Source organism: Staphylococcus sp. HMSC34G04 (assembly GCF_001838765.1).
Taxonomy (GTDB): Bacteria; Bacillota; Bacilli; order Staphylococcales; family Staphylococcaceae; genus Staphylococcus; species Staphylococcus epidermidis.
On sequence record NZ_KV838758.1, the window covers coordinates 48,151 to 62,155 of the forward strand.

Below are 14,005 nucleotides of genomic sequence, written 5' to 3' on the forward strand. Positions count from 1 at the left end.
ACTAAATTAACGAGGTGTCTTATGTATAAAGAGGCTTAACTCACTCTACCAGATTGAAACTTCAGTCCTTATCCCCACAATGATATTGTTGAAACAATTCCCGATACTGAATTCAGACATCATCGTGGCGCAACATTATATCATCCCAAAATGAAATTAAAAATAGTGTTATATGCCTACACAAATTTTTTGCCAACCTTATATTCTTATTCTTAATTTTATGCTATTTTATTTTGAACATCTATCTCTATAGAACACTTAAGTTTCAATAACATAAATTTTAATTTATAATGTAAATCAAACATAAGTGGATATTCAAACAATCTAATTACATAGACTATTTATCGAAAGTAGGTATATATTTATGAAACAACCGTATAACCATGGTGTTCTTTTCTATCATGAACATAGCGGTTTGAAAGATATACATAATGGCATAGGAGAAGTTGCAAAATCTCTTAGTTCAATGTGTAAACACCTTTCTCTTCAACTCAGTGAAAATAAAGGCGATATTATTAAATATTGTAAAGCTATTAAAAATGAAAATTACAGTTCTGATGTAGACGTTTTATTTATTTTAGGTGGAGATGGTACACTTAATGAACTAGTAAATGGCGTTATGCAATATCAATTAGATTTACCAATCGGTGTAATACCAGGTGGTACCTTTAACGATTTTACAAAAACACTTCAACTGCACCCTAATTTTAAAATAGCTAGTGAGCAATTATTAACATCGCACGCTGAATCATATGATGTGTTAAAAGTGAACGATTTATATGTACTTAATTTCGTTGGACTAGGCTTAATAGTACAAAATGCAGAGAATGTTCAAGATGGTTCTAAAGATATATTCGGTAAATTCAGCTATATTGGATCAACTGTTAAAACATTATTAAATCCTGTTAAGTTTGATTTCTCATTGACTGTTGATGGTGAAACAAAAGAAGGAAATACTTCGATGATGTTAATAGCAAACGGTCCCAATATAGGTGGTGGACAAATTCCGCTAACCGACTTATCACCACAAGATGGAAGAGCAAACACATTTGTATTTAATGATCAAACACTAAATATATTGAATGATATATTAAAAAAACGTGATAGTATGAATTGGAATGAAATCACACAAGGTATTGATCACATATCTGGTAAGCACATCACACTCTCAACAAACCCTAGTATGAAAGTGGATATTGATGGCGAAATTAATTTAGAAACACCAATTGAGATTCAAGTATTACCCAAAGCGATACAACTTCTTACTGCAACTGAACAAAATAATTAATGTAAATTTCACTTATTCTTTATCAATTTATTTTTAAAGCATGAGCTACTGAGACATAAATGATTGTCTCAGTTTTTTATTTTATAAATTGATAACATCGTTAGTCGTGTGAGACGATAATTTCATTACAACACCCCTCATAATTTTTAGTATGAATACTTACAATAAATTTTTTAAAATTTACTTCTTTTAAAAATAGATTTTTTTAATTACCAAATACGTTTTGTTCCCTTTATATCAAGTCTTACACATTAATCCCGACTAAATATACAGATTAACAACGTGTTCATATAAACATCACAATTGACTCTTTAATAGTCTGTATTTTCTTTTAATTTGAAAAAAGGTGTACTATAATGTTTGTGAATTATTTCACAATATCTAAGGAGTGGTTGTATATGTTATCTGTAACTAAAAAAAATACATATGAATCAAACAAAGATGAAGTCACACAAATGATTGATTCATTAGCAGAAAAAGGACAAGAAGCTCTAAAAGAATTATCTAAAAAATCTCAACAAGAGATTAATGACATTGTACATCAGATGAGCATGGCTGCTGTTGATCAGCATATGCATTTAGCTAAACTCGCTTACGACGAAACAGGTAGAGGTATTTATGAAGACAAAGCTATCAAAAATTTATATGCCTCAGAGTACATATGGAATTCAATCAAAGACAATAAAACAGTAGGTATCATAGGTGAAGATAAACAAAAAGGATTAACGTATGTAGCTGAACCTATAGGCGTTATTTGTGGAGTGACACCAACGACCAACCCTACATCTACAACTATTTTCAAAGCAATGATTGCTATTAAAACAGGTAATCCAATTATTTTCGCATTTCATCCAAGTGCACAACAATCATCAAAACATGCTGCTAAAGTCATTTTGGAAGCAGCAATAAAAGCAGGTGCTCCTAAAGATTGTATTCAATGGATAGAAATACCATCAATTGAAGCAACTAAACAATTAATGAATCATAAAGACATTGCTTTAGTTCTAGCGACTGGAGGCTCTGGAATGGTAAAGTCCGCATATTCGACAGGTAAACCTGCATTAGGAGTCGGTCCAGGTAATGTTCCTACTTATATTGAAAAAACTGCACATATCAAACGTGCTGTTAATGATATCATTGGTTCTAAAACTTTTGATAATGGTATGATTTGTGCTTCTGAACAAGTCATGGTTGTTGATAAAGAAGTATACTCTGACGTCGTTAAAGAATTCAAATTACACCACACATATTTTGTTAATAAAAATGAACTACAACAATTAGAAGATGCCATCATGAATGAAGATAAAACTGCAGTCAAACCTGACATAGTTGGTAAATCTGCTGTAAATATAGCGAAATTGTCAGGAATTAGTGTTCCAGAAAAAACAAAATTATTAGTCGCAGAAATTGATGGAATTGGAAAAGATTATCCTTTATCACGTGAAAAATTATCACCTTTACTCGCAATGGTAACTGCAAAATCAACAAGACATGCACTACAAATTTGTGAAGACACATTAAAATTTGGTGGTTTAGGTCACACTGCTGTAATTCACACCGAGGATAGTCAATTACAACAAAAATTCGGTCTAAAAATGAAAGCTTGCCGTGTATTGGTAAATACACCTTCTGCTGTTGGAGGAATTGGAAATATGTATAATGAACTCATTCCTTCTCTTACGTTAGGTTGTGGTTCATATGGTAGAAATTCTATTTCTCATAATGTAAGCGCAGTAGACTTATTAAATATTAAAACGATAGCAAAACGTCGTAATAATATGCAATGGTTTAAACTCCCGCCTAAAGTTTATTTTGAAGAAAATTCAGTTATGTATTTGACAGAGATGGATAATGTTGAACGTGCAATGATAGTTTGTGATCCAGGGATGGTTAATATTGGTTATACTGATATAGTTGAACAAGTGTTGAGACGCCGAGAAAACCAACCTCAAATTAAAGTGTTTAACGAAGTTGAACCTAATCCATCAACTCATACAGTCTATAAGGGATTAGAAATGTTTATGAATTTCCAACCTGATACTATTATTGCACTCGGTGGTGGTTCGGCAATGGATGCAGCCAAAGCAATATGGATGTTCTTTGAGCATCCAGAAACTTCATTTTTTGGAGCAAAACAAAAGTTCTTAGATATTCGTAAACGTACTTATAAAATTAGCAAACCTAAAAACGCAAAATTTATATGTATACCAACGACATCAGGAACTGGTTCTGAAGTGACACCTTTTGCAGTAATTACTGATAGCGAGACGCACGTTAAATATCCACTAGCAGATTATGCGTTAACTCCCGATATTGCTATCGTCGATCCACAATTCGTATTAAGTGTACCTAAAGATGTTGCCGCAGATACAGGAATGGATGTTTTGACACATGCCATTGAATCTTACGTCTCTGTCATGGCTTCAGATTATACAAGGGGCTTAAGCTTACAAGCAATAAAGTTAACTTTTGACTATCTCAAATCATCAGTTCAAGAAAATGACAAACACTCACGAGAAAAAATGCATAACGCTTCAACAATGGCCGGTATGGCGTTTGCAAATGCTTTTTTAGGAATTTCTCATTCTATCGCACATAAAATTGGTGGTGAATACGGTATTCCCCACGGTAGAACAAATGCTATTTTATTACCACATGTCATTCGTTATAATGCCAAAGATCCACAAAAACATACACTGTTTCCTAAATATGATTTCTTTAGAGCAGATACAGACTATGCTGACATTGCAAAATTTTTAGGACTCAAAGGTAATACAACTGAAGAATTAGTGGATGCTCTAGCTAATGCGGTGTATGATTTAGGATGTTCAATTGGTATTGACATGAATTTAAAATCGCAAGGCGTAACAGAAAAGCTTCTTCATTCTACTATAGACAGAATGGCTGAATTAGCATTTGAAGATCAATGTACAACTGCTAATCCAAAAGAACCGCTAATTAGTGAGCTTAAAGGCATTATCGAAAGAGCATATGATTATGAAAGATAACTTCAAAAATGTTTAACAAAAAAGTCATAGGCCATCAAATAAAGTGACCTATGACTTTTATCTTCTCTATTTTTCAATTGAATTAAAATAATTCTTTACATCTCTCCAACCACTTACGCGTTCAAATCTATGTTCATTAACATTATGAGAAGCAGTAAACATAATTGATTTCCCTTCAAAAATTTCCAATTGCTTTGGATTATCATCAATAAGATAATCTGCAAGAATAATATTCTTTCTACCACAAAATACAAAATGTTGTGGATCTAAAAAAGGAAAGAATTCTAATAACCATTCATATTTGTCATGAAAAGAGGTTGGTACATCCATCGCTGCTGTGGCTATGTATATGTCGTAATGCTCATTGAGTTGTTTTACAACTTCTTGAGCATGCGGCATTACATCTAAATTTCTAAAGAATCCAGGTTCTTTTAAAATATCCATGACTAACCCCTCATGTTCGGGTATCATATGTTTTAATTTTTTACCGTTTAATGATTCCATTTTGATATTTAAATCCGCTCGTTCATTGACCGCTTTAACAACAGCACCCAATGTATCAGCAAGCACTTCATCCATATCAATGGCGATTCTCTCTCGCGTCATGCGCTTACACTCCCTGTTCTTGATATACGTGTTTAGTATAGCAAAATTTTTTCCTTCTGTTTAATCTATTTAAGTGCGATATCACATCTTTTTAAATCAGAAGCTATCAAAGAGTGTTAGTTTAATACTCAAAATGTTTTAAAACTTCAATCATCTTATCATTTTGTTCTGGTAAACCAATAGTAATTCTAACACCGTTAGGGAATAAACGTGTAATACATCCTACGTTTAACAATGCATCATAAAGTGCTTGACTTCTTGAAATTTTAACAAAGACAAAATTAGCTTGACTTGGTAAAAAATACTGACTTTGAGGAATTTGATAAAATCTATCTCGTTCAAAACTATTTTTTTGTGTCACTTCTTTCAAATACTCTTGATCTTCTAAGGCAGCGATTGCTGCATATTCTGAAATTCTAGTAACATTAAATGGTGGACGAATAATATTCCACTTTTCAATGGCGTCTTCAGAAGCTATAACATATCCTACTCTTAATCCAGCTAATCCATATGCCTTAGAAAAAGTACGTAATAAAAAGGCATTGTCAAAATCCTCCTGTAACTTTAGCGTATCAGGAAAATCATCAGCAGTAACAAATTCTACATATGCTTCGTCAATTAATACAGGAATATCACTTGGGACACGTTTTAAGAAGTTAAATAATTCATCGTGCGAAAAGTAAGTCCCAGTTGGATTGTTAGGATTGCATAACCAAATTAAAGACGTTTTATTATCAATCTGTTGTAATATACCATCTAAATCAAATCCACCATCTTTGAGAGGCACTTGGATAACATCAGCAGATTCCACAATTGCATTATGATAATATTGTCCGAAAGTAGATTCACTAGTGATAATCTTATCTCCTGGTGATAATACGGCTCTTGATATCATTAGAATGACCTCATCTAAACCCGCACCAAATAAAATACGAGATGCATCAACATTAAGTTGTTGACTTATTGCTTCCCTTAATTTTGGCGATCCAGATTCCGGATAATAATATAATTCATCTAAATGAGATTGAATAGCCGTTTTAACTTTTGGACTTGGACCATATACATTTTCATTTGAAGCAAGTTTATGTAATTCACCTTTAATATCATACTGTTTTTTTAAAGATTCTGGAGAAAGCCCTGGCGTATATGCTGTTAATTGGTCTAATTGTTTCTTCATACATAGATCACACCTTAAATTGACTGAAATTTTAAAAAACTTAGTACCTATTATAAACAAACTCATACCTTAAAATCAATCACACTTCTAAGATTACATTTTAAATTCGCTATATCGGTTGAAATAGTTAAATTATAAATAGCTATTCGATGTTTAAATGGTACATCGAATAGCTATCAAATCAATCTAGAAACGCACAATTTTATTTTATTAATTTTTCTTTTTCTAAGTATTCTCTTGCTACTTTATAAGGATCCTCTTTCTTCACTGTTACCTTATAATTCATTTCTTGCATTTCTTCATCTGTGATTCTATTCTCCAATTTATTGAGTGGTTTTTTAACTTCAGGATGGTCATTTAAATATTTTTCTTTAAATAGCGGTGCTCCTTGGTATGGAGGAAATACATGTTGATCATCTTTTAATACTACCATGTTATATTGTTTTAATTCAGCATCAGTAGAATATGCGTCTATGAGATTAATATCTCCCTTTTTAACTGCAGTATAACGTAATTTAGGTTCCATAGTTTTAACATTAGAAAGATTAAGATGGTACGTTTTTTTAACAGCTTTGTATCCATCTGGTCTATCATTAAATTCCAATGTAAAACCTGGTTTAAGTTTATCTTCCACCTTGCGTAAATCACCTATTGTTTTAATTTGATGTTTTTCCGCAAAGTCTCGTTTTACAGCTAATGCATACGTATTATTATATTTCATCGGTTTAAGCATTGTCATATGATATTTTTTTTCTAAACTAGACTTTGCTTGTTGATATACGTCTTTCTCTTTTTTAGACTTTAAATCTTCTTTCGTTAATTCACCTAATACGGTACCTGTAAATTCTAAATAACCATCAATTTCATCTGACTTAAGCGCATTAAATAAGAATGATGTTTTACCCATGCCATCTTTGACTTCTACAGTATCATCTGTGTCTTCTTCGATAAGTATTTTATACATATTAGTAATAATTGACGGTTCTGATCCCAGCTTACCTGCTAATGTGATTTTATCACCTTTTTGAGCTGCCATAGGTATAGCAATAGCTATGATAATCACAATTACAATTGTCCCTAAAGAAATGAGCAATTTTTTATATGATAAACGTTCCATGTATCTTAAAATAAAGTCAAAAATAATAGCTAGAAATGCAGCTGGAATAGCACCTATTAAAATGAGTGCACTATTGTTACGATCTATGCCTAATAATATTAAATCTCCTAGACCACCAGCGCCTATTAAAGCTGCGAGTGTAGCAGTACCAATGATTAATACCATAGCTGTGCGTATTCCTGCCATGATGACAGGCATTGCAATAGGGAGTTCGACTTTGGTCAATCTTCTAAGTGGTTTCATCCCAATACCTTTAGCCGCTTCAATAAGAGAGGGATCGACCTCCTTAATACCTGTGTATGTATTACGTAGAATAGGAAGTAACGCATATACAACTAAGGCGATAATTGCCGGAAGTCTCCCAATTCCGAAAATTGGTATCATCAAACCAAGTAGTGCCAGTGATGGAATTGTTTGTAGAACAGCTGCAATATTCATGACGATTTCTGAAAGTTTTTTCGTTTTAGTAAGCAAAATTGCAAGTGGTACTGCTATAAGAGTTGCAATGAAAAGGGCTATAAAAGAAAGTTGAATGTGTTCAATTATAGTAGAAAATAGCTGTCCTTTTCTATCACTTAATGTCGCAAAGAACTCATTCATGTGTCGCATCCTCCTTATTGAGAGATAAATAAGTAAACACATCTTCTCTATTTAACAAATATCGACGATGTTGTTCTTTATCGTTGACCACAACTGCATCATAATGAGACAAATCTTCATAAATATTATTTAAGTACAATTCAGCATCTACTTCAGGATAATGAATAACATTTGTGTTGTCATCTACAGGTCGATTAATTCCTAAATCTTTAATCTTCACTTGATTCACAATATTATGCGTTGTATCCAAATGACTACCCATGAATTGCTTTACAAAATCACTTTTAGGTCGCGTTCTAAAACCTTCAGGTGTATCAATTTGTTCAACATGGCCTTCATTAAGTAAACAAATTCTGTCACCTAGTTTCATCGCTTCTTGGATATCATGCGTTACAAAAACTATTGTTTTCTTAATTTGCGTTTGTAAGTCAATTAAATCGTCCTGCAACTTCTCTCTGCTAATTGGGTCAAGAGCACTAAAAGGCTCATCCATGATAATAACGGGAGGATCTGCAGCTAATGCTCGCACTACACCAACCCTTTGTCGTTGTCCACCCGATAGTTCATCAGGTTTTCTATTTTTAAATTGCTCAGGGTTTAAACCTACCATAGTCAATAATTCATCCACACGTAAATTAATATCGTTATCTTTCCACTTTTTCATTTGGGGTACTTGTGCAATGTTTTCTTTGATGGTCATATGAGGAAATAATGCAATTTGTTGTAGTACATATCCAATATCCCAACGCATTTCGTAAACTGGATAATCACTAATTGGTTTATCTTTAAAATATATGTAACCTTCGCTTAAAGGAATTAAACGATTGATCATTTTAAGTGTTGTTGTCTTACCACAACCTGAAGGACCAATTAACACAAAAAATTCTCCCTCTTTAATATTAAAACTTACATTATCTACAGCAATATTATTACCATATCGCTTTGTGACATTTTTAAATTTAATCACTTTTTCACCTTCATTCCCTCTACAAAATAGTAGACCATTTTAATCTATATTCCCTATTAAATCATTTTTAATTGAAAATTAACATTTATTATATTTCAAAAATCCAAATTAACAAAAAGTATTATTAATACTTAATATCTAACTTCATATAATTAAAAAACGACGAAATCAAAAGATAGGAGATTTCGTCGTTTAATCATTTATATACTAGTTTTATAGCTTTGTATGGTTTCGATAAACTTAGGACAATAATGCTTTAATTTATAACTTCCTACACCATCAATAGCAATCATTTCTTGTTTCGATTCAGGTTTACGCTTAGCAAATTCTTCGAGTGTGTAATCAGAAAATATACTTACAGGTGCTATTCCAAGTGTATCACTTAGCTGTTTACGTACATCAACAAGCTCACGATATAACGCTCTATCCACACCTTCAACAGTGTTGATAAATACCTTCTCTTTAGTTTTTTGTTTAAACGGAGTGGTATAAACCTTGGTATGATTATTTAGTAATTGCTTCACGGATGTATCACACATAAGAATTTCATCATTTTCATTTAAATATCCTTTGAAACGTAACTCATCAATTAAGTGTGATAACTCAGATGTTGTGTAATTTTTCATCAATCCATGTGTCGTTAATTCATTATAATGATGGTGTTTTATATAATCTGTCACTTCTCCACGTAAAACTTGTATAATAACACTATAACTTTCCTGTTGCTTCATTCGAGCAATACAGCTAATAATCATTTTAGCTTCACGTGTCATATCATACGTTTTATTTTCCTGTATACAATTACTACATTGATTGCATTCCTCTAGATTTTCATTGGGTTCAAAATAATGAACAATTGTCGCTTCTAAGCACTTTTTCGTTTTGGTATATTGAATCATTTTTGTTAATTTTTCGCCCATTTTATCTTTATAGTCATCATCAGCTTGGGATACAGTAATAAAATACTCATGTAATCCCTTATCTCGTTCACTAAACAAAAGGATGCATTCACTTTTTAAACCATCACGTCCCGCACGTCCAGCTTCCTGATAGTAAGATTCCAAATCTCCAGGCATGTTATAGTGAATGACATAACGTACATTTGATTTATCAATACCCATACCAAATGCATTTGTCGCAATGACAACCTCTACACGATCATACAAGAAATCATTTTGCGCCTCTATTCTCTCTTTATTCGTTAAACCAGCATGATAAATTGTGCTCTTAATTTTTTCACTATTTAGAGCTTCGTGTAATTCTTCAACCTGCTTACGAGTAGAACAATAAATGATTCCTGCCTGCCCTTCATGATTTGCAACATAATCCACAACAAATTTTTGGCGCTGATAAGTGGGATTGACTTTGAAGATTAAATTGCGTCTTTTAGTACTTGTCTTGACAACATCATTTTGTCCAATTGATAACTTAGACATGATATCTTGTTGAACTTCAGCAGTTGCCGTAGCTGTAAGTGCAACTATTGTGAAGCTTTGAGGTAATGTAAAAACTTTTTGTATGACACTTTGGTAACTAGGTCTAAAATCATGTCCCCACTTCGATATACAGTGTGCTTCATCAAAAGCGATAAGGGGTATTTTTATTTTACGTAATAAATTTAGAAAAAATGTATTTTCAAAGCGCTCTGGAGCTACATATAAAAACTGAATGGCACCACGCTTTATTCGCTCTTCAATCTCTTTTTGTTGTTTATGAGTCAAACTACTATTCAAATATGCAGCTTGAATTCCCATTGCTTGTAGTTGATCAACTTGGTCTTTCATCAAAGAAATAAGTGGACTTATAACAATAGTTGTGCCACCCTGCATTAAACCCGGTACTTGATAGCATATCGATTTACCGCCACCGGTAGGTAGTACACCCAGTGTATGCTGATGATTTAATATTTTAGTTATAATTTCTTCTTGTCCTGGTCGAAATGACTTATAACCAAAATAATGCGATAAAGTCTCTTGCATGATTACATTCCCCTTATTGTTCTTTAATTTCTTCAAGCTCACTCCATCTCGTGATGTCTGCTTCATAAGTTGCTTCAAGTTGCTCTTTTTCCTCATTAAGTTCTTTGATTCTTGCATAATTATCACTTGCATTAATCATTTCTTGTTCAAGCTCTTCTAAACGCGTTTCAGTCATTTCTATACGCGTCATAATTGTTTCGTATTCTAACTTCTCTTTATAGGAAAGTCCTGTTTTCTTTTTTGGTTGATGCTTATGTTTATTTTGTTGTTCAGTTTGTTTAGATAACATGGCTTGGCGTTCATGTTCCTTTTTAAAAGATTCATAATCTTCAAATGATCCAATAATTTTTTCGATTTTACCATCATGAATAAACCAATATTCTTGTACCACTTTATTTAAGAAATAACGATCATGACTGACAGTAATGACAGAACCACCAAAATCATCAATGTAATCTTCTAAAATCGTAAGTGTTTCAGTATCTAAATCATTAGTCGGTTCATCTAAAAGGAGTACATTAGGTTTATGAACAAGTAAACGCAATAAATACAGACGCTTTTGTTCTCCACCTGAAAGTTTATAAACTTTTTTACCGTGTGTAGCGCTCGGAAATAAAAATCTTTCTAACAATTGTGTAACTGAAATTGAGGTACCATCTTTTTCTTTAGCCATTTCACTTTCTTCTCTTAGATAGTCAATCACTCTAATATCACGTTCAAGTGTCTCTTCGGTTTGCTTAAAATAAGCAACCTTAACAGTCTGACCGATTTTGAGCTCACCCTCATAGTCCTGATCTTCATTACTTAAAATATTAAGTAATGTTGTTTTCCCCGCTCCATTAGGTCCTACAATACCTATACGTCTACCACTTTGAATAATTTCAGTGACACCTTCAAATAAAACTTTATTATTAATTGATTTTGATAAATTCTTTAACTCATATACTTGTTTACCTAACCTTGAATATGCAAGATTAAGTTCACCCTTATCTTGTGCATGTTGCGTCTTAACATCTGATTCCAGTTGATTAAATCTATTGATACGTGCCTGTTGTTTAGTAGTTCTTGCCTTTGCTCCTGCTCGCATCCATGCTAGCTCTTGTTTATACAATGCTTTTTGTTTTTCTTGTTGCTTTTGTTCTATTAATTCATTTTCTGCACGCATTACTATGTAATCTTCATAATTACCTGGATATGTTTTTAACTTCCCTCTATCCAGTTCAATAATTCGCGTCGATACTTCATTTAAAAAGTAGCGATCATGTGTTACAAATAAAACTGTATGCGGATATTGCTTAACATAATTAATAAGCCAACGGATGGATTCAAAGTCAAGATGGTTCGTCGGTTCATCTAGCAAAAGTAAATCCGGTTGCTCTATTAGAGTTTTAGCCAATACAACTCTTTTTTGTTGACCACCCGAAAGTTCAACTATTTTCTTAGTTGTATCGTGAATCCCTAGTTTAGATAAAATCGTTTTAATTTCTGCATTATAATCCCATGCATCCTTTTGATCCATTTCTTCTTGTGCTTCCATCATTTTATTAAAATTAGAGTCACTTTGATCTAACGCATAGCGATTAACCGCTTCTTCATATTTTTTTATAATTCTTAATGTAGGGGTATCCGAACTTAAAACAGCTTCGAACACAGTCATATGACCATTGAGGTCTTGTTTTTGAGAGGAATAACGAATGCGATATTGATTAGGGTGGGTAATATCTGCAGTAAAATCTTCGTCTAGACCACCAATGACTTTTAATAGTGTACTTTTACCTGTTCCATTAATACCTACTAATCCAATTCTTTCATGCTCAGATATAGATAGGTTAAGATCATTAAAAATTTCTTTATCTGCATAGGATTTATTTAAATGTTCAATTTTGTATGCTTCCATGCTTATCTTCCTTTTCAAATACTGGAAATTGTCAACTATCGAATTTTCAAAAAAATTTTGTTAAGCTAAATTCAGTTCTATATATTATACACCTTTTTAGATTCAAAAGATATAAGGAGACTTAGATATGTCAGATTTATTCCAAAACGCACCACCCTACATTCAGGCGCTTATAGCCGGAATAATCACGTGGTTACTAACTGCTTTGGGTGCGGCAGCAGTTTTTATATTTAAGAAAGTGAATGATAAAGTCTTAAATTCGATGCAAGGTTTTGCAGCTGGAATCATGATAGCAGCAAGTTTTTGGTCATTATTACAACCCGCAATTGAATCAAGTGAAAATAGCGCTATGCCATGGCTTCCTGCAGCAATAGGTTTTATTCTCGGTGGCGTTTTTATCAGGGTTCTAGATTATATTATTCCCCATATTCACCAAAATGCCCAAGATAAAAACCAACAACAAGAGGGTGTGCCTACCTCTCTTGGAAAAAATGCACTACTTGTGTTAGCTATCACACTTCACAACATACCTGAAGGACTATCTATCGGAGTTGCATTCGGTGGTGTTGTATCTGGTAACAGTCACGCTACATTTTTAGGTGCGATTGGTCTAGCGATAGGTATCGGCATACAGAATATTCCTGAAGGTGCAGCACTATCGATGCCAATCCGTGCCGCAGGTGCAACACGTTGGAAAGCATTTAATTATGGACAAGCTTCAGCAATTGTTGAGCCTATTTTCGCTACTATCGGTGCTGCGGCAATTTTAGTGGTAAATCCTATATTGCCTTATGCACTGGCGTTTGCTGCAGGTGCAATGATTTTCGTTGTTGTTGAAGAACTGATACCTGATTCTCAATCAAGTAACAACACTGATTTGGCAACTTTAAGTCTAATGATTGGTTTTACAATTATGATGATTCTAGACGTTGCACTTGGATAATTTATATCATTAAAAAAAGAATCATAATAGATTAATCAACTATATTGTTTTACTTTATATTTAGCCTTGTAACCCAATCATTTATAATCAGAGAACATCATTGTCCTTAACATTAATCATAATAAAAATTTGAGATTTTGTTTTATAGTTAATAAAACAAATGACTTCAATTAATTCCAATATAAATAAAACATACTTATAAAGTTATATGTTGATATTAATGTTTTTTCTAAAAAAGGTGTGTCATCGAAAGTTTCAAAGTTATTTTATTTATACAAAAATATATTAAATACAGAAGTCACTCTTAAAGATATTCTAATTTCAAAATGATTAGTAAAGATATTAATATAAAAATAAGAGCCCAGGACATAAAGTTCCAGGAGAAGTAAATAAAGACAATTTCTATTGAATTAATATAGAAAT

9 protein-coding genes are annotated in these 14,005 nt (G+C 32.6%); 3 read left to right on the forward strand and 6 right to left on the reverse strand.

All coding sequences use genetic code 11. From position 1 onward, the window contains the following. Positions 1 to 364 precede the first annotated feature (364 nt). Complete coding sequence (locus HMPREF3241_RS10390) at positions 365 to 1,288, forward strand: diacylglycerol/lipid kinase family protein (protein WP_002445917.1); 924 nt, start codon at positions 365 to 367, stop codon at positions 1,286 to 1,288. A gap of 398 nt (positions 1,289 to 1,686) precedes the next feature. Next, the gene (adhE, locus tag HMPREF3241_RS10395; protein ID WP_070853658.1) at positions 1,687 to 4,296 is read left to right on the forward strand and encodes a bifunctional acetaldehyde-CoA/alcohol dehydrogenase; all 2,610 of its coding nucleotides are present in this window, start codon (positions 1,687 to 1,689) and stop codon (positions 4,294 to 4,296) included. A 66-nt stretch (positions 4,297 to 4,362) separates the two neighbouring features. Here adhE and HMPREF3241_RS10400 read toward each other — a convergent pair whose 3' ends face one another. From HMPREF3241_RS10400 to HMPREF3241_RS10425, 6 genes are all read right to left on the reverse strand, one after another. Then, on the reverse strand, positions 4,363 to 4,902 hold the full coding sequence (locus HMPREF3241_RS10400; protein WP_002445915.1) for a 5' nucleotidase, NT5C type: 540 nt from the start codon (positions 4,900 to 4,902) through the stop codon (positions 4,363 to 4,365). Between the two features lie 121 nt (positions 4,903 to 5,023). Next, the gene (gene hisC / locus HMPREF3241_RS10405) at positions 5,024 to 6,079 is read right to left on the reverse strand and encodes a histidinol-phosphate transaminase (protein WP_070853659.1); all 1,056 of its coding nucleotides are present in this window, start codon (positions 6,077 to 6,079) and stop codon (positions 5,024 to 5,026) included. Positions 6,080 to 6,281: 202 nt separating this feature from the next. Then, positions 6,282 to 7,796 carry an ABC transporter permease/substrate-binding protein gene (locus HMPREF3241_RS10410; protein WP_002445913.1) on the reverse strand — a complete coding sequence of 505 codons (1,515 nt, stop codon included), beginning with the start codon at positions 7,794 to 7,796 and terminating at the stop codon, positions 6,282 to 6,284. Next, positions 7,789 to 8,763, reverse strand: coding sequence for an ABC transporter ATP-binding protein (locus HMPREF3241_RS10415; protein WP_002445912.1), 975 nt, complete (start codon positions 8,761 to 8,763; stop codon positions 7,789 to 7,791). Before HMPREF3241_RS10415 ends, HMPREF3241_RS10410 begins: the two co-directional genes overlap by 8 nt. A 200-nt stretch (positions 8,764 to 8,963) precedes the next feature. After that, a complete protein-coding gene (gene recQ / locus HMPREF3241_RS10420; RefSeq protein ID WP_088922879.1) occupies positions 8,964 to 10,745 on the reverse strand; it encodes a DNA helicase RecQ in 1,782 nt (593 codons plus the stop codon). A gap of 10 nt (positions 10,746 to 10,755) precedes the next feature. Next, positions 10,756 to 12,645 carry an ABC-F family ATP-binding cassette domain-containing protein gene (locus HMPREF3241_RS10425; RefSeq protein WP_172953379.1) on the reverse strand — a complete coding sequence of 630 codons (1,890 nt, stop codon included), beginning with the start codon at positions 12,643 to 12,645 and terminating at the stop codon, positions 10,756 to 10,758. A gap of 121 nt (positions 12,646 to 12,766) precedes the next feature. Here HMPREF3241_RS10425 and HMPREF3241_RS10430 point away from each other — a divergent pair, with 121 nt between their 5' ends. Then, positions 12,767 to 13,582: a ZIP family metal transporter gene (locus HMPREF3241_RS10430; protein ID WP_001829605.1), complete on the forward strand. Its 816-nt coding sequence runs from the start codon at positions 12,767 to 12,769 to the stop codon at positions 13,580 to 13,582. Positions 13,583 to 14,005 lie beyond the last annotated feature (423 nt).